This is a genomic window from Sphingosinicella flava, assembly GCF_016025255.1.
GTDB classification, from domain to species: domain Bacteria; phylum Pseudomonadota; class Alphaproteobacteria; order Sphingomonadales; family Sphingomonadaceae; genus Allosphingosinicella; species Allosphingosinicella flava.
Map to the genome: position 1 here is coordinate 1,134,114 of NZ_CP065592.1, position 15,174 is coordinate 1,149,287.

General features: G+C 65.1%; 15 protein-coding genes and 2 tRNA genes. 7 read left to right on the top strand and 10 right to left on the bottom strand.

Translation table 11 applies throughout. From position 1 onward, the window contains the following. Positions 1-10 precede the first annotated feature (10 nt). The 3 genes from IC614_RS05905 to IC614_RS05915 form a co-directional block, all read right to left on the bottom strand. A complete protein-coding gene (locus IC614_RS05905) occupies positions 11-454 on the bottom strand; it encodes a hypothetical protein (RefSeq protein ID WP_200972960.1) in 444 nt (147 codons plus the stop codon). Between the two features lie 29 nt (positions 455-483). Next, positions 484-1,263: a hypothetical protein gene (locus IC614_RS05910; protein WP_200972961.1), complete on the bottom strand. Its 780-nt coding sequence runs from the start codon at positions 1,261-1,263 to the stop codon at positions 484-486. Positions 1,264-1,345: 82 nt separating this feature from the next. Beyond that, positions 1,346-2,446, bottom strand: a complete 1,101-nt coding sequence (locus IC614_RS05915; protein ID WP_200972962.1) for a hypothetical protein — start codon at positions 2,444-2,446, stop codon at positions 1,346-1,348. A 141-nt stretch (positions 2,447-2,587) separates the two neighbouring features. Between IC614_RS05915 and IC614_RS05920 the strand changes: the two genes are divergently transcribed. Further along, positions 2,588-2,663 (top strand) — tRNA-Val (locus IC614_RS05920). A 43-nt stretch (positions 2,664-2,706) separates the two neighbouring features. Here IC614_RS05920 and IC614_RS05925 read toward each other — a convergent pair. The 5 genes from IC614_RS05925 to IC614_RS05945 form a co-directional block, all read right to left on the bottom strand. After that, positions 2,707-4,188, bottom strand: coding sequence for an NAD(P)(+) transhydrogenase (Re/Si-specific) subunit beta (locus IC614_RS05925; RefSeq protein WP_200972963.1), 1,482 nt, complete (start codon positions 4,186-4,188; stop codon positions 2,707-2,709). A 2-nt stretch (positions 4,189-4,190) separates the two neighbouring features. Further along, positions 4,191-4,472, bottom strand: coding sequence for a proton-translocating transhydrogenase family protein (locus IC614_RS05930; RefSeq protein WP_200972964.1), 282 nt, complete (start codon positions 4,470-4,472; stop codon positions 4,191-4,193). Positions 4,473-4,583: 111 nt separating this feature from the next. After that, positions 4,584-5,690 (bottom strand): sensor histidine kinase, encoded by a 1,107-nt coding sequence (locus IC614_RS05935; RefSeq protein ID WP_200972965.1) that lies wholly within the window; start codon positions 5,688-5,690, stop codon positions 4,584-4,586. 10 nt (positions 5,691-5,700) lie between these two features. Beyond that, on the bottom strand, positions 5,701-6,831 hold the full coding sequence (locus IC614_RS05940; protein ID WP_200972966.1) for a Re/Si-specific NAD(P)(+) transhydrogenase subunit alpha: 1,131 nt from the start codon (positions 6,829-6,831) through the stop codon (positions 5,701-5,703). Between the two features lie 14 nt (positions 6,832-6,845). Continuing rightward, the gene (locus IC614_RS05945; RefSeq protein WP_200972967.1) at positions 6,846-6,980 is read right to left on the bottom strand and encodes an aa3-type cytochrome c oxidase subunit IV; all 135 of its coding nucleotides are present in this window, start codon (positions 6,978-6,980) and stop codon (positions 6,846-6,848) included. Positions 6,981-7,099: 119 nt separating this feature from the next. Between IC614_RS05945 and IC614_RS05950 the strand changes: the two genes are divergently transcribed. The 6 genes from IC614_RS05950 (at position 7,100) to IC614_RS05975 (ending at position 12,732) form a co-directional block, all read left to right on the top strand. Further along, positions 7,100-8,572 carry a sigma-54-dependent transcriptional regulator gene (locus tag IC614_RS05950; RefSeq protein WP_200972968.1) on the top strand — a complete coding sequence of 491 codons (1,473 nt, stop codon included), beginning with the start codon at positions 7,100-7,102 and terminating at the stop codon, positions 8,570-8,572. A gap of 69 nt (positions 8,573-8,641) precedes the next feature. Then, entirely contained in the window at positions 8,642-10,078 is a 1,437-nt protein-coding gene (locus IC614_RS05955) for a replication-associated recombination protein A (RefSeq protein WP_200972969.1), read from the top strand. Next, on the top strand, positions 10,075-11,382 hold the full coding sequence (locus tag IC614_RS05960) for a mechanosensitive ion channel (protein WP_200972970.1): 1,308 nt from the start codon (positions 10,075-10,077) through the stop codon (positions 11,380-11,382). Before IC614_RS05955 ends, IC614_RS05960 begins: the two co-directional genes overlap by 4 nt. Before the next feature lie 187 nt (positions 11,383-11,569). Continuing rightward, positions 11,570-12,418, top strand: coding sequence for a hypothetical protein (locus IC614_RS05965; RefSeq protein ID WP_200972971.1), 849 nt, complete (start codon positions 11,570-11,572; stop codon positions 12,416-12,418). A gap of 17 nt (positions 12,419-12,435) precedes the next feature. Continuing rightward, positions 12,436-12,511 (top strand) — tRNA-Thr (locus IC614_RS05970). Between the two features lie 74 nt (positions 12,512-12,585). Continuing rightward, the gene (locus IC614_RS05975) at positions 12,586-12,732 is read left to right on the top strand and encodes a YtxH domain-containing protein (RefSeq protein ID WP_200973230.1); all 147 of its coding nucleotides are present in this window, start codon (positions 12,586-12,588) and stop codon (positions 12,730-12,732) included. Here the strand turns inward: IC614_RS05975 and IC614_RS05980 are convergent. Beyond that, positions 12,729-13,742 (bottom strand): LLM class flavin-dependent oxidoreductase, encoded by a 1,014-nt coding sequence (locus IC614_RS05980; protein WP_200972972.1) that lies wholly within the window; start codon positions 13,740-13,742, stop codon positions 12,729-12,731. The genes IC614_RS05975 and IC614_RS05980 overlap by 4 nt on opposite strands. Before the next feature lie 284 nt (positions 13,743-14,026). Next, on the bottom strand, positions 14,027-15,166 hold the full coding sequence (locus tag IC614_RS05985) for a cell wall hydrolase (RefSeq protein ID WP_226372750.1): 1,140 nt from the start codon (positions 15,164-15,166) through the stop codon (positions 14,027-14,029). Positions 15,167-15,174: the final 8 nt, after the last annotated feature.

A 15,174-nucleotide genomic window follows, 5' to 3' on the forward strand; every position in this document is an offset into this window, starting at 1 on the left:
CTCCAGCGCTTCAGTCGCGAACGTTCAGATGATGGCATCGGGAGCATTCCGGTTCCGGAAAGAAGCGGAAGGATGAGTCCCGCTCCGCTCCTTCGCCGGTTTTGCCGCGCAGTCCGATAAACTGGGATTTGCCGCAATTCCGGCATTTCGTCATCATGACGAGCAGCGACAGGGCGGCGGCCGACAGGAGGGTCAGAAAGAAAAGGTCGTAACCCGGAAGGGCGTCCGTCACCCCTCCGATAATGCCGGCCGCGCCGAGGAAGATGAACAGCCAGCTGAGAAGGCGCGCCGTTCCATAGCCTATTCCTCCGGATTGCGGCCCGGGGGGCCGATCCAGCCAGCCGGGCAATTTCCGGCCCGTCACCGCACGCCTCGGGCAAGGCAGATCGCTTCGCAGGTCAAGCTGGTCCATAGCCTCTTCATCACCACCTCCCTTGCCATCACGATGGCGCATGGAATGCGCACCTTCCGGCACCCCAAACGTCATTCCCGTACAGAATGAAAGTCCAATAAATGCTGCTGGTCGTCGAAATAGGCGGCCGCAAATGTGCCCGCCCGAATATTCGCCATCGCGACCCGTCTTTTGCCGCCCGGCGAGGATTCCGCCCCGCACGGTATGCTTAGCTCGATGCGGCCGTAAGGCGCGAACCCCGCGCCTCTTGCCACGCTTTTGATCCGCCCCTCGACAAGGCAATCTCCCTCAAGGCCCCTTGGTATCCCGACATGATCCACCGCCAGGATCAGGACGCTCGCAGCGGCGGCCCGCGCCTCTTCGCTATTCGCGGCCTTGTCCAGAGCGGCGCTCCTCACTCCGTAGATCTGGTGGCTGGGCGACGCCTTCCCGCCCGCTGCCTTGCTCAGGCAGTCTCGCAGCGCGCCGATCCCTTCTTTCTCATCGTCCGGCAGGAAAACCGCATCGGCACCATGCCGTCCCACGCAGGAAATCCGCCTCCTCCCCGGCGGCGCTTCCCCGACATATCCGTTGAGCACCACATCGGGCTCGTCGCCCGTCATGCGCGACGCGATGCAAAGGTCGGCCTGTTCCCGATGGCTCCTCCAGGCCGAGGCACATCCCGCATAGATCATTCCGCTTTGGCTGGAGGCTATGGCAATGCCCGATTTCGCCAGAAGGCTGCTCAGCCGCGCCTGCAGGCCTTCATCGGCCAGGATGACATAGGAAACGGGCGTTTCCCGATCCCGGGGCGCCTGCGGGTTCAGGCTGGCCAGTCCCAGCAACAGGATCGCCGCCGCCTCCATGCTCAATCCTTTCTTCCATTCCGCACGTAATCCACCCCTATTTGGATCCTATGCCCCTCACGCGGGCAAGGCGCCCGGGCGGCAACGATCATTTCGGATCGGGACAATTGTAAAAGAGCGACCATAAGGCGCCTTGGAGTTGCAGCGCCAGGGTGGTGCCGGGGGCGATCCATGCGCTTCCCACGGCGTCGCCTTCGCCGTCTAGCTCGACCACGCCGTCGCTGATCCATTGGGGAAAGCCTCTGGGCTTGCGCCAGTCGATCCCGATTTCCCTTATGCCTCCATCCGCGCCTTCGACCTGCATCACCGCCGCGCAAGCCTGGACATGGCGGATCGATCGGATGCGGCCTTCACCTTGCGCATCGCGATACAATATGCCGGGCAGGCGATCGCTGAGAAACAGGCGCAAGCTCTCGGCCGATGGATATTCGACGCCATTGTAAAGGTCCTTGCGGCTCCTGACGATGGGCGCGGCGGGCAAGGCGACGTAATCCAGCGTCTGCGCGATCAGGCCGGCCGGGCCGACCAGGCGGCAGGGCCGCTCATAACGCTGGACGTTTCCGCCTTGCCGGATCTCGATGTGCCACGAAGCGGAGTCGGGGACGCAAGGGAGACGTCCCCCGCCCTTGAGCGGGAGGTCTACAGGCATGCGTGGCGGTTCGAGCTGAATGCAGCTTGACGGCAGGAGCGCGCGTTCGATGCTTTGGACCGCCTGTTGCGGCAACGGGCCCGCCGAAATTTCAAGCGAGCTCGGCTGGGGAATATGACCCTCGATCAGCGGCTTGGGATTGGGATCGGGCCAGACGGGCGCAAGGGGACGTTCCGGTTCGGGCGGCATGCCGCGGCGCCGTTCTTCGGCCCGCCGGGCTTCCCACCGCCCATTCGCATCGCGCCATGCAACGACGCTTTCCAGCCCCGCCGGGCCATGGCTTCCAATGCCTCCCCCAATAAGCACGCGAATGGTGAGCGCGTCCGCGGGCGGCTCGGGCAGGCCTCTCTGCAGCCCGGCATGCAGAGGGCCGGCATCGACAAGGGGTTTCTCCTTCGCCGCCTTGCGAAGGCTGACCTGGAGAAGATTGTCGCACAATTCCCGTGCGCTCATGTCGCCGTCGACGGGCACCAGTTCGGCGGCCATCGCCGCGTCAAGCGGCACCAATGTCAGGCTCAGTCCCACTAAAATCCGGATCATGGCAATGCCCCCTTTCCCGTTTGTCTCAAAAGAGCGGCGGCAAGGCAAGCCGTTCCGGCCGTCATCGCGAGGCTGCCCCCTCCGCCGATAATCGCTTGACCGGAATTTCAAAAACCCTAGAGGAACGGCACTCCCGCGAAGGGGCGCTTAGCTCAGTTGGTAGAGCATCTCGTTTACACCGAGAGGGTCGGCGGTTCGAGCCCGTCAGCGCCCACCATCGCCGCTCATCGGCCAGGAACAAGGGCGATCCCGGCCGCCGCTCAAGCCAGCGACTTGACGATTTCCTCCACCATCTTCTTCGCGTCGGCGAGCAGCATCATCGTGTTGTCGCGGAAGAACAATTCGTTTTCGACCCCCGCATAGCCCGCGCCACCCATCGATCGCTTCACGAACAGCACGGTCTTGGCTTTCTCCACATCCAGCACCGGCATGCCGTAAATGGGCGAGGTCTTGTCCGTCTTCGCCGCCGGATTGGTAACGTCGTTCGCGCCGATCACGAAAGCGACGTCGGTCTGGGCGAATTCCGAATTGATGTCCTCCAGCTCGAACACGTCGTCATAGGGCACGTTCGCTTCGGCGAGCAGGACGTTCATATGGCCCGGCATGCGTCCGGCGACGGGGTGGATCGCATATTTCACCCGCACTCCCTCTTTCTTCAAAAGGTCCGCCATCTCGCGCAACGTGTGCTGCGCCTGCGCCACCGCCATGCCATAACCGGGAACGATGATGACCTGTTCGGCCTGTTTCATCAGGAATGCCGCATCTTCCGCCGAGCCGCGCTTATAAGGCCGGTCGATTGCGGCGCCACCGCCGCCCCCAGCAGCGGCATCGCCGCCGAAGCCGCCCGCGATGACGCTGATGAAGCTGCGATTCATCGCCCGGCACATGATGTAGCTGAGGATCGCGCCGGAACTGCCGACAAGCGCGCCCGTCACGATCATCGCGCTGTTGCCGAGCGTGAAGCCCATCGCCGCCGCCGCCCAGCCGGAATAGCTGTTCAGCATCGACACCACGACCGGCATGTCCGCGCCGCCGATCGGAATGATGAGCAGGAAGCCGACAATGAAGGAAAGGACGACGATGCCCCAGAAGAGAGCTGGAGTGGTCCACCCGAAAACGGATACGCACGCCAGGATCGCCACGATCAGCGCCAGGTTGATCGGGTGCCGCCCGGGCAGCAGGATCGGCTTGCCCGACATATTTCCGTTGAGCTTCAGGAAGGCGATGACCGATCCCGAAAAGGTGATGGCGCCGATCGCCACGCCCAGGCCCAATTCGATACGGCTGCCCTTCGCTATGTCACCCCCGCCAAGCTCGAGAATGCCGAAGGCGGATGGATTGAGATAGGCCGCAACCCCAACCAGCACGGCCGCCATGCCGACCAACGAGTGGAAGGCGGCGACGAGCTGCGGCATCGCCGTCATGGCGATCCGCCGGGCCGTGGTCATGCCGATCACGGCGCCAAGCGCGATGGCCCCCAGGATGAGAGCAAGCATGGTGGGATCGAGCGCGGGCGCGAAGCAGGTCGCGCCCGGTCCGCAAGCCCCCCTATCCGCTTGAGTGGCCGGAAGATGGGTGAGGATCGTCGTCACGACCGCGATGGCCATGCCCAGCATGCCGAGCCGGTTGCCCCGGCGGCTGCTGATGGGACTGGACAGCCCGCGCAGCGCGAGGATGAAGCAGACGCCCGCGACGAGATAGGCGAGCGCGACCCAGGGATTGACGGGAGCCGCCGCGTGCATGCTCAACGCTCCTTTTTCTTGTACATGGCGAGCATGCGTTCGGTGACCGCGAAACCGCCGAAGATGTTGATGCTGGCGAGCACGATCCCCGCCAGCCCCAGCCATTTCGCACCGGATACGCCCGATGCCGCGGCCGCGATCAGCGCGCCGACGATAATGACGGAGGATATGGCATTGGTCACCGCCATCAGCGGCGTATGCAGGGCCGGCGTGACCGACCAGACGACGTAATAACCCACGAAGCAGGCCAATACGAAGATCGACAGGATCGACACGAAATCCACGGCCTTATCCTCCTCGCTGTTGCCCGCTTACTGTGCCGGGGGTTTCCCGGCCTGTCGAGGGGGTCGCTGATGGCGGGAAAGCGCCGGTCTGCTCGGCGGCTGCGGCCCTAATCAAGCAGCGCGGCGCGTTTCCGCTTCATCTTCGGCGCGATAGGGAAGCCTGATCACCGCCCGAAAGCCCTTTTCCAGCACTTCGGTCGACAGCATCGCGTCGTTGCCGAACAGCAAGGCGAGGCGCGAGCGGACGTTGGCGAGGCCCACGCCGCCGCTCTGCGCCTTGGGGCGGACGATCCCTTCCTCGGCCTCATTCTCGACCGACAGCAGAAGCTCTTCGCCCTCCAGCCGTGCCTCGACGCGGATGGAGACGAGCCCCGCGCTCGACTGCACGCCATATTTCATGGCATTTTCGACCAGCGGCTGAAGGATGAAGTTGGGCACCAGCGCCCGTTCGGCGCCGGCGTCATGATCGATGCAAATGTCCAGGCGCTCGCCAAAGCGCGCCCGTTCGACCTCGCAATAGGATTCGATCAGCTCCAGTTCGTCGATCAGCTCGGTTTCCAGCCCTTCGACATCGGCCGACGTCCGGAGGAAATGGGAAAGGCGGTCGGTCATGCGATAGGCTTCATCCCGCGCGCCGCTTTGGATGAGGGCGGCGATGACGTTCAGGGAATTGCTCATGAAATGCGGATTGAGCTGCATGCGCAGCATGTTGAGTTCCGCCTGAAGCGCCGCCGCCTGGGATCGCGCCAGCTCCACCTCGTGCATCTTGATGGTGTGCGCCGCCGACGACACCCATAGCAGCGCCACGTTGCACGCGCAGAGGATCCAGTAAAAGGACGTCACGACCAGCCGGGACTGGGCGGTATCCTCCGGCAGGCGATGGTTTTCGAACGTGGCGTGCAGGAAATATTGGGACGCGAAATCGGCGAGCATCTGAAGCGTCGACGTCGCGGTCACGACCAGCGCCAGCACGGCGATCCCCAGCCACAAGGGCTTTCCGGCCACCGCCCGCAAGCCGGCATAAAGCAGGCCTGCGAGCAGGACCGAGCTGGCGAACCCCATGATGATGTTGAGGAACTCCGGAACGCTCTGCACCTGCCCGGCCAGCAGATTGCCCGGAGTGATGACAGCGACGACGACCAGCCAGAGGATGACGGTGAGCTGCGCCGCTTCCCGCGCCTTGGGCGGCGTGATGTCCAGTTTTCGGCTTGTCATCATCCCTCTTTTCTCAGCGCGCCTGCAATCGCTCGCTGACGACAAGCTCGTTTTTCGTCAGACAAATCGCCTGATAGATTTCGTCGTCAGTGCTGAATGCGACCCGGTGCTCTTCCGCGTCCCAAAACGCCGCCAGGAAATTGTACAGATTGCGCGCGTAGAGGGCCGAGGCATCGGCGGCGAGGCGGCTCGGCACGTTGCGGTGCCCGACGATCTTCACGCCATGCCGCTCGACGACCTCGCCCAAAATCCCGCCTTCGACATTGCCGCCCTGCTCCACCGCTAGGTCGACGATCACGCTGCCCGGCCGCATCGAAGCGATCTGCGCGTCGCTGACGAGGCGCGGCGCCGGGCGGCCCGGGATGAGCGCGGTGGTGATCACGATATCCTGTCTGGCGACGTGGGCGGACACCAATTCGGCTTGCCGCGCTTTATACTCGTCGGACATTTCGGTCGCATATCCGCCCGCGCCTTCGCCTTCGATCCCCTGCACGTCCTCGACGAAGATCGCCTTCGCCCCCAGGCTTTCGATCTGCTCCCGCGTCGCGGACCGCACGTCGGTCGCCGAAACGACCGCGCCCAGCCGCCGCGCCGTCGCGATCGCCTGCAATCCCGCCACGCCGACGCCCATGACGAAGACCCGCGCAGCGGTCACCGTTCCCGCCGCCGTCATCATCATCGGAAAAACGCGGCCATATTCGGCGGCGGCGTCCAGCACCGCCTTGTAACCGGCGAGATTGGCCTGGCTCGACAGCACGTCCATGGATTGCGCGCGGGTGATGCGCGGTATCCACTCCATCGCCAGAGCTTCCAGCCCAGCGGCCGCATAGCCCTCGATCCGCTCGCGCTTTCCCAGCGGATCGAGAATGCCGATGACGAGCGCGCCTGGCGCAGCGCCGGCGAGATCGTCCGGCGCCGGGCCCTGAACCGCCAGCACGGCATCCGCGCCTCTCACGGCCTCTGCGCGCGTGGCGATATCGGCGCCGGCCGCCCGGTAGTCCTCGTCGTCGATCGACGCCCCTGCGCCCGCGCCGGTCTCCACCGACACGGACGCGCCAAGGGCGATATATTTCTTGACCGTCTCCGGGGTCGCCGCCGCCCGGCGCTCCCCTTCAGCCGTTTCCTTCAAGACCGCGATCTTCATGCCGCGGCTCCGGGTCAATTGGCGATGATCAGGACGACGATGGCGGCGACGATGAAGGAAACGATCGTTCCCCATTTCATCAGGCCGGTGAACCGCGAATAATCCTGCACGTGCGCGCCCAGATCGTTCCCCCTATTGTCGGCAGCCATATTCATTCCTCTTGGATTTCCTTGTATCCGTCACCCTATCAGCGCCCGGCTGCTGGCTAAAGGCAAAAAAACGCGGCCGCATTAAGAGCCTCTTTACCATCCCTCTATAGACGTGGGGTATGACCGTTCAGACCGCGATTACCGCAGAAACGCCGCGTTGCCTGCTCTTCGTCGGGGACGATGCGGCGCAGAAACGGATCGTGACCGCCACGGCCGCGCGCGCGGGGTGGTGGGTGATCGGCGCCCTGGACGGCGACGCCGCGGCGGCCCTGCTGGCGGATCCGGACAATGCCGATATCGGCGCCGTGCTGGTCGACAGGTGGGAAACGGGCGGCAATGGCGCGTTGCTCAATCGCGTCCGGCACATGCGGCCCAACATTCCGGTCATGATCCTTGCCGACTCCGCCTGCACCGCGCAAGCCGTCGAGGCGATGCGCGCGGGCGCGTCGGATTATTTCACCAAGCCTCTGGTTCCCGATCGTCTGCTGGCGTCCCTTCACGCCGCGGCGGACCGCCGCAAGGGCGAGGGGGAATTGCGCTTCCTGTCCGGCAAGCTCGCGCAGCCGCTGGAATTCGAGAACATTGTCGGCTCGTCGCCCGAATTTCGCGCCGCCCTTGCCGTCGCGGCCAAGGCGGCGCGCAGCCGCGTTCCGGTCCTGATCGAGGGTGAGCGCGGGACGGGCAAGGAATTGACGGCCCGCGCCATTCATCATGCCGGTCCGCGCCGCAAGAAGCCGTTCGTCCTGATCGATTGCGCCGCCGTTGCGCCGGGCCATGTCGAATCCGCCCTCTTTGGTCATGAACAGGGGGCCTTCCCCGGGGCATTTACCCGAAAAGCGGGTGCGTTCGAAAATGCCGATGGCGGCACCTTGTTTCTTGAGAATATCGATTACCTGGCGCCAGACACGCAGGCGAAGGTGGCCAAGGCGGTTGCATCGGGTCAAATCGAGCGGGTCGGGGGAACGGCTCCGATTTCCACCGACGTCCGCCTCATCGCGAGCATTGCCCAAAGGTTGCAGGGCGATGCCGCGGCTGGATTGTTCGACGAAACGCTCTACGCCGCGTTCGGCGCGGTCCATGTCTTCCTGCCGCCGCTGCGATCGCGCAACAGCGACATTCCGGCGCTCTCCCGGCACCTTCTGCTGCGCATTTCGGAGCAGCCTGGAATGCGGACGCTCACCATTGCCGACGACGCGCTCGGCGTCCTCATGAGCTATGGCTGGCCCGGCAATGTGCAACAGCTTCAAAACGTGCTCTTCCGCGCCGCCATCCTGTCGCGGGGGGATGCCCTGACGGCGGCGGATTTCCCGCACATCCGGCACGAATCGACGTTCAATCGCCGCGCCGCCGATCTCGGCACCGGCGGGTCCGCCGTCACCCCCGCCCCGTCCGCGGTAACCGGCAATCCGGGCATCACATTGTTCCTGCCGGACGGCCATTTGCGCCCGCTCGAGGACATTGAAGCCGATGTGGTCCGGCTCGCCATCGGCCATTATCGCGGCCGCATGACGGAAGTCGCGCGGCGGCTCGGCATCGGCCGCTCGACCCTGTACCGGAAACTCGGCGAACTGGGCATCATCGACGCGGCGTAAAATCCGCGATCCTGCCACGCTGGCGATAGAATTTTTGCGAGCGCGCCCAGCGGCGCCTATATCGGCCCGGTGACCGATCTGTTTCCCGATGCCCCGCAGCCCGCCACGCCCGAAGAGCCGCCGGCGGGCGCACCTCTTGCCGACCGGTTGCGCCCGCTGCGCCTGGGCGATGTCGTCGGGCAAGAGCATCTGACCGGGCCGGAAGGCGCGATCGGGCGCATGGTCGCCGCGGGGCGCCTCAGCTCGATCATCCTGTGGGGACCGCCCGGCACCGGCAAGACGACCATCGCGCGGCTGCTTGCCGATGCGGTCGGCATGCGGTTCGTCGCCATTTCCGCCGTCTTTTCGGGCGTCGCCGACTTGAAGAAGGTCTTCGCCGAAGCGAAGGATCATGCGAAGATCGGCCGCCAGACCCTGCTTTTCGTGGACGAAATCCATCGCTTCAACCGCGCGCAGCAGGACGGCTTCCTCCCTTATGTGGAAAACGGCACCGTCGTGCTGGTCGGCGCGACGACCGAAAATCCCAGCTTCGAGCTCAACGCCGCCCTTCTCTCCCGCGCTCAGGTGCTGATCCTCAATCGTCTCGACACCAAGGCGCTGTGCCAGCTCCTTGATCGCGCCGAAACGCTCATGGAACGCCCCCTCCCCCTCACACCGGACGCGCGTGATGCTCTCGTCGCGACGGCGGACGGGGACGGGCGCTTCCTGCTCAACCAGGCGGAAACGCTGTTCTCCATTTCCCTCTCCCCTTCAGGGGAGAGGGTGAAGAGCGAAGCGAAGGCGGGAGAGGGGGTTGCCGGACGCCCCCTCTCCCCGCCCCTCTCCCCTGAAGGGGAGAGGGAGAGGTTGCTCGACCCCTCCGCGCTTTCGTCCCTCCTCCACCGCCGCGTCGCGGTTTACGACAAGGATCGGGAGGGGCATTACAACCTCATCTCGGCGCTTCACAAATCCCTGCGCGGCTCCGACCCGCAAGCGGCGCTCTACTATCTAGCGCGCATGCTGGTCGCGGGCGAGGAGCCGCTCTACGTCCTGCGCCGCATCGTCCGTTTCGCGTCGGAAGATATCGGCCTCGCCGACCCGCAGGCCCTGGTCCAGTGCCTCGCCGCCAAGGACGCTTACGATTTTCTCGGCTCTCCGGAAGGCGAGCTCGCCATCGTCCAGGCTTGCCTTTATTGCGCCACCGCGCCCAAATCGAACGCTGCCTACATGGCGCAGAAGGCGGCGTGGCGCTCGGCCAAGGAAACCGGCTCCCTGATGCCCCCAAAAAATATTCTCAACGCGCCGACAAAATTGATGAAACAGGTCGGCTACGGCAAAGGTTATCGCTACGATCACGACGCGCCGGAGGGTTTTTCCGGCGACAATTACTGGCCGGAGGAGATGACGCCGCAGACCTTCTATGAACCGTCGCCGCGCGGCTTCGAAGCGAAGGTGGCGGAACGGCTTGCCTATTGGAATGCGCGGCGCGAGGACATGCAGCAACAAGAAAAAGGGGAAGCGAAATGATGATGTACCCGCAACAACAACCGGCAACCGTCGTCTGGCAGCATGAGGCGGAGGTCTGGTTGCCCCGCATCCTCGGCGCGCTCGCCATTCTGGTCGTCGCCTATATTCTCGCCCGCGCCGCCAAATGGGGCATCGCGAAGCTCGTCGATCGCATCCCCGCCCTCCAGCGCCACAATGAGGCGGAGCCCGGCAAGACGCTCGGCAGCCTGATCGGCGACATCGCCTTTTGGTTGATCCTGCTGGTCGGCATCCTGCTGGCGCTTCAGCCGCTTGGCCTCAGCCAGGTGCTGGAACCGGTGCGGCAGCTCACCACCAATGCCTTCGCCTTCATTCCCAACGTCATCGCGGCGGGTCTCATTTTCTTCATCGGCCTCGTCATCGCGAAGATCGCGAAACGGGTGGTCGAAACCGCCCTGCTCGCCGCCAATGCCGACGGCTGGCTGCGACGCACGGGTCTTATGGAGACGGCGGGCACCGCGCCCGCGATGGCTCCAGAGGCGCCCGCGACAGCCACGGCACCGGGCCGCCCGTCGATCAGCCGCTCGGTGGGCCTCATCGTCTTCTTCCTGATCATGATCCCCGTCACCATCGCGGCGCTCGACGCCCTCGGCATCGCCGCGATTTCCGTGCCCGCGACAGAGATGCTGAATGCAATCCTGCTCGCCATTCCGAATGTGCTCGGCGCGCTCATCCTGCTCGCCATCGGCTATATGGTCGGCCGCCTCGCCAAGAGCGCGACGGAGCAGATCCTGCCTTCGATGGGTTTCGACCGGGCGGTGAGTGCGCTTGGCGTCTCGCCCGAAAGCACCACGCCGTCCCGGACGGCGGGCATGGTGGTGATGGTCGCCATCCTGCTCTTCTCCGCGATCAAGGCGGCGGAACTGCTGCAATCGCCGATCATCGCTGTGATGCTCGCGCAGGTGCTGGAGCTTGGCAGCCGCATTCTCTTCGGCACCGGCATCATCCTGGGCGGCGTCATCATCGCGCGGATCGTGTCGAACCTCGTCCGCAATTCGGGGACGGAAGGCTGGCTTCCCGCCATCCTCAAATGGTCGATCATCTCGCTCGCCGTCGCCATGGGCCTGCGCTTCATGGGCCTGGCGAATGAAATCGTGATCATCGCCTTCGCCTCGATCATCGGCTCCGCCGCGATCGCCTGCGCCCTCGCCTTCGGTCTCGGCGGCCGTCCCACCGCGCACAAGCTGCTGGAAGAATGGACGGCGGGCAACCGCCTGCCCAAGGCGCCGCAACCGCCCAGGGCTCCCACCGCTCCGGTTGAGGACCGCCAACCGCCATTGGTGTGAACAACGTGAGGCCTAAAGCCCTCCCCCTTGGTGGGAGTGGCGGGTCGGCCATGCTCCCAGCATGGCCTGAACAGCGCGGGGCGCTGTTCACCCGACACTGGTTGGGTGGGGGTGATCTCTCCACCCGCGCCGGACCTAGCCCAGCCATCACCCCCACCCGGCCTCCCCCATCAAGGGGGAGGGGCTAATGCACTTCACCCGCTTCGCCGCGATCGACTGGTCCGGCGCCAAGGGAAGCCGCCACAAAGGCATCGCCGTCGCGATCTGCGAAGCCGGGAAAAGCGCCCCCTATCTCATCCACCGCACCAAACCCTGGTCCCGAACCGAAGTCCTCGACTGGCTGCTCGCCACCTCTATCGAGGCCCCAACCCTCTACGGCTTCGACTTCAGCTACGCCCCGCCCATCGCCGAACGCGGCGCCTATCTGCCCGGCGAAGCAGGCGTCCCGGCGGATGCGAAAGCCTTCTGGGCCTATGTCGACAGGCTCTGCGACGACCCGGATCTCGGCGCCGCCAGCTTCCTTGAAACCCACCACCGCCCGCATTTCTACTTCGGCGCGGCGGACGGGGTGAAGCGGGATTTCCTCCATCACCGTGTTTGCGAGCATGCCTTCAACGCATTGGGCGGCGGCAAGGCATCGACCCTGTACGACGCGATCGGCGCGTCGCAGGTTGCGAAGGCAAGCTATGCCGGCATGCGCCTCCTCAACCGGCTGCAGGGCAAATTGCCGGTCTGGCCGTTCGATCCCGTCCCGGCCGCGGGGAGCCTGGTCGTCGAAATCTACACCCGTGTTTTCATCCTCATGGCGGGTTTGAACGGCCGGAAGGTCCGCGACATAGCGGGTCTGAACGCGGCCCTTGCCGCATTGGGCAGCGCCCCCTTCGCCGCCGCGCATCCGGTCAACGACCATGAAACCGACGTGCTGATCGCCGCGGCAGGCCTGCGCAAGATCGCCGATGACCCCGCTTATTGGCATCCGTTCCCCCTCATCCCTGAAATTGCCCGCACGGAGGGCTGGACCTTCGGCGTGCGTTGACGCATGGAGGCGCGGGCGCCGGGTTAGCTCAGCTGGTAGAGCAACCGCCTTGTAAGCGGTAGGTCGTCGGTTCGAGTCCGACACCCGGCACCATCTCTCCAGCCTACCTATTGCAATCGCTCCGCTCTGTATTATGTTCACAATACAGCATCAGGAGATGAACCGTCATGTTCGAGGATCCCGTCGCCAAGCGAACTGCCCTGGCAGCCGCCATCGGAGCTGTCGTCGCCATCCCCGTGCCGTTCGTGGGCCCATTGTTCGGCGCGGCGGTGGGCGCCGGCTACGGATACTTCACTGCGAAAAAGCGAGGTTAAGCCGGAGGATCCCACTGAGGCGCGTTTAGGCCCGTTACTTCCGCGACGATCTCGAACGAGCGCAGCCGTGCCGCATGGTCGTGTATTTGGGATGTCACCATCAATTCATCCGCGCCGGTGCGCGCGATGAAGGAGTCGATAGCGCCGCACACGGTTTCCGGCGCGCCGATGGCCGAGCAGGATAGAACCTGATCGAGCATCGCCCTTCCGTTGGCGGGGAGGGATTCCAGGTAATTCGGGACCGGCTTGGGCAGCGGCGTCGGCTGGCCGGTGCGCAGGTTCACGAACGCCTGTTGCATGGACGATGCGAGGAAGTGGGCTTCCTCGTCCGTGTCGGCGGCAAAGATATTGTAGCCGAGCATGACATGAGGCCTGTCGAGTTGAGCCGAAGGTTTGAAGTCGCGGCGATAGACGGAGATCGCTTCGTCCATCAGGCCCGGGGCGAAGTGGGAGGCGAAGGCGTAAGGAAGGCCGAGCGCCGCGGCGAGCTGCGCCCCGAACAGGCTCGATCCAAGGATCCAGATGGGAATGTTGAGCCCCTCGCCCGGGATGGCGCGGACGCGCTGGCTGGGCTCAGGCAGCCGGAAGTAGTTCATCAATTCCACGACATCGCGCGGGAACTGGTTGGCATCCGAATTGAGGTTGCGGCGGAGAGCATAGGCCGCCGCCTGATCCGTGCCGGGTGCCCTGCCGAGGCCCAGATCGATACGGCCGGGGTGAAGCGCCTCAAGCGTACCGAATTGCTCCGCAATGACCAGCGGTGAATGATTGGGAAGCATCACCCCGCCCGCCCCGATGCGAATGGAGGTGGTCCCCGCCGCGATATGCGCCAGAATCACCGCCGTGGCCGCGCTGGCGACGCCGGGCATGCTGTGATGCTCCGCCATCCAGAAGCGGTTGTAGCCCCATCGCTCGGCATGCTGGGCAAGGTCGAGGGAGTGCCGAAAAGAATGGGACGCATCGCTCCCTTCCACGATGGGCGACAGGTCGAGGACGGAAAGCGGGATCATGCGAGGGATATGGTGGCACCGCTCTGGAACGCCAGCCCCTCAGGATCGGTTCGGCTTTAATCCGGTGGCGGGATGACTCCTGGCTCGGTGGCGGCCTCACCCTCATCCGACGCGGTGGCCTTATCGCGTTCGCTTTCGGAGAGGCCGTTTGACCCGCCCTCGACGACAGTCTCGCCGCCCCCGCCATTTGTCGCGGTGCGCCTGCTCGCCCTTGAGCGGTTCTTCCTTGCGGGCCATCGCCTACTCCTCGCATGCAGAACAGGCAGCGGGTGGGCGCGTTCCGGTTACTTGGTCGCTGCCGCGCCTGCCCCGGCTGCGGGGGCAGCCTCTGCGTCGGTCTTCTTGCCGAAGCCGTCGCCAGATCCCGTGCGGTCCCCGGTTATCGCCCAACGGAGGCTTGCGGGCACATCATCCTCGGCCTTGCGTCCCGTGGTGGCGATGAGGCCCGAGGCTTCCCGGCTCGCCGGCTCATAACGGCGGATGACCGCGCGAGGGCCCGTCGAGGCAGCGCCGACGCCTTGCGGCAAGGCGATGTTCGGATTGGCCGCTGCAGCGGCGAGCGCCGCTTCGGCGGCTGCCTTATCCACCGTACCCACCGTTTCCGGCAGCGGGGCTTCTCTTGTTGCGGCTGCGGCGAGCTTCATCGGCGCCAGGCTACGCGCGATGCCGGCGACATCGGGCTCGAACCCGCTATAGCGGCTGGAAAAGGCGCCCGGCCTGCCCCAGCCGCCGGTCCAGCGGTAGAAGATGTGGTTGCCGACATCGCCCAATTTCACGAGCGTCGAGCTCCAATAAGGCACGACGTAATTGGCGTGATAATGGGTCGCCCAGCCGACCGGTGCGTAGACGTAGCCGTCGAGCGCCGCCTTCGCGATCTCCCGCGCGCGGTTCCAGATCGCGGCGACCGGGGCCCGAGTCAGCGATCCGTCGCAGGTGAAGGTGAATTGGCACCCCGTGCTGCGCTCATATCCCTGGTAGACGACGCCGCAGACGCTGTTCGGGTAGGCGGGATGACGGACGCGGTTCAAAACCACCTGCGCCACCGCGCGCTGGCCGTCCTCCGGCTCCAGCGCCGCCTCGTAATAGATGGCGGAGGTCAGGCACTCGACCGCCAGCGCCCGGTCGGCCGATGTCCTGGCGAGCAATTTAAACGGCGCCGCGGCGGGGATCAGCCCCTCTTCAACGGGCGTGGAGGCATTGATCGACAGCGCATCGGCCTTGGCGAGCGGCTTGAAGGTGTTGGGCGCCGCTTGCGGCAGGCCCTGCGCCGCCGCGCGATCGTCGGAAATGCCGACGCCGCTGACGCTGAGGCCCGCAACCAGATACAAAGCCGCCACGAGCGCCAGCAGCGCGCTCGCCAGCATATGCTCGCGCGTGAATTCCGGCATCCGGAAGACGGGCTTCTGATCCGATAGGGCTAACATCCAATTCT

Coding starts and splice junctions, on each gene's coding strand:
- IC614_RS05905 (WP_200972960.1), bottom strand. CDS start 454: ATGCGCCATCGTGATGGCAAGGGAGGTGGTGATGAAGAGGCTATGGAC.
- IC614_RS05915 (WP_200972962.1), bottom strand. CDS start 2,446: ATGATCCGGATTTTAGTGGGACTGAGCCTGACATTGGTGCCGCTTGAC.
- IC614_RS05925 (WP_200972963.1), bottom strand. CDS start 4,188: ATGCACGCGGCGGCTCCCGTCAATCCCTGGGTCGCGCTCGCCTATCTC.
- IC614_RS05935 (WP_200972965.1), bottom strand. CDS start 5,690: ATGATGACAAGCCGAAAACTGGACATCACGCCGCCCAAGGCGCGGGAA.
- IC614_RS05940 (WP_200972966.1), bottom strand. CDS start 6,831: ATGAAGATCGCGGTCTTGAAGGAAACGGCTGAAGGGGAGCGCCGGGCG.
- IC614_RS05945 (WP_200972967.1), bottom strand. CDS start 6,980: ATGGCTGCCGACAATAGGGGGAACGATCTGGGCGCGCACGTGCAGGAT.
- IC614_RS05950 (WP_200972968.1), top strand. CDS start 7,100: ATGACCGTTCAGACCGCGATTACCGCAGAAACGCCGCGTTGCCTGCTC.
- IC614_RS05960 (WP_200972970.1), top strand. CDS start 10,075: ATGATGATGTACCCGCAACAACAACCGGCAACCGTCGTCTGGCAGCAT.
- IC614_RS05965 (WP_200972971.1), top strand. CDS start 11,570: ATGCACTTCACCCGCTTCGCCGCGATCGACTGGTCCGGCGCCAAGGGA.
- IC614_RS05975 (WP_200973230.1), top strand. CDS start 12,586: ATGTTCGAGGATCCCGTCGCCAAGCGAACTGCCCTGGCAGCCGCCATC.
- IC614_RS05980 (WP_200972972.1), bottom strand. CDS start 13,742: ATGATCCCGCTTTCCGTCCTCGACCTGTCGCCCATCGTGGAAGGGAGC.
- IC614_RS05985 (WP_226372750.1), bottom strand. CDS start 15,166: ATGTTAGCCCTATCGGATCAGAAGCCCGTCTTCCGGATGCCGGAATTC.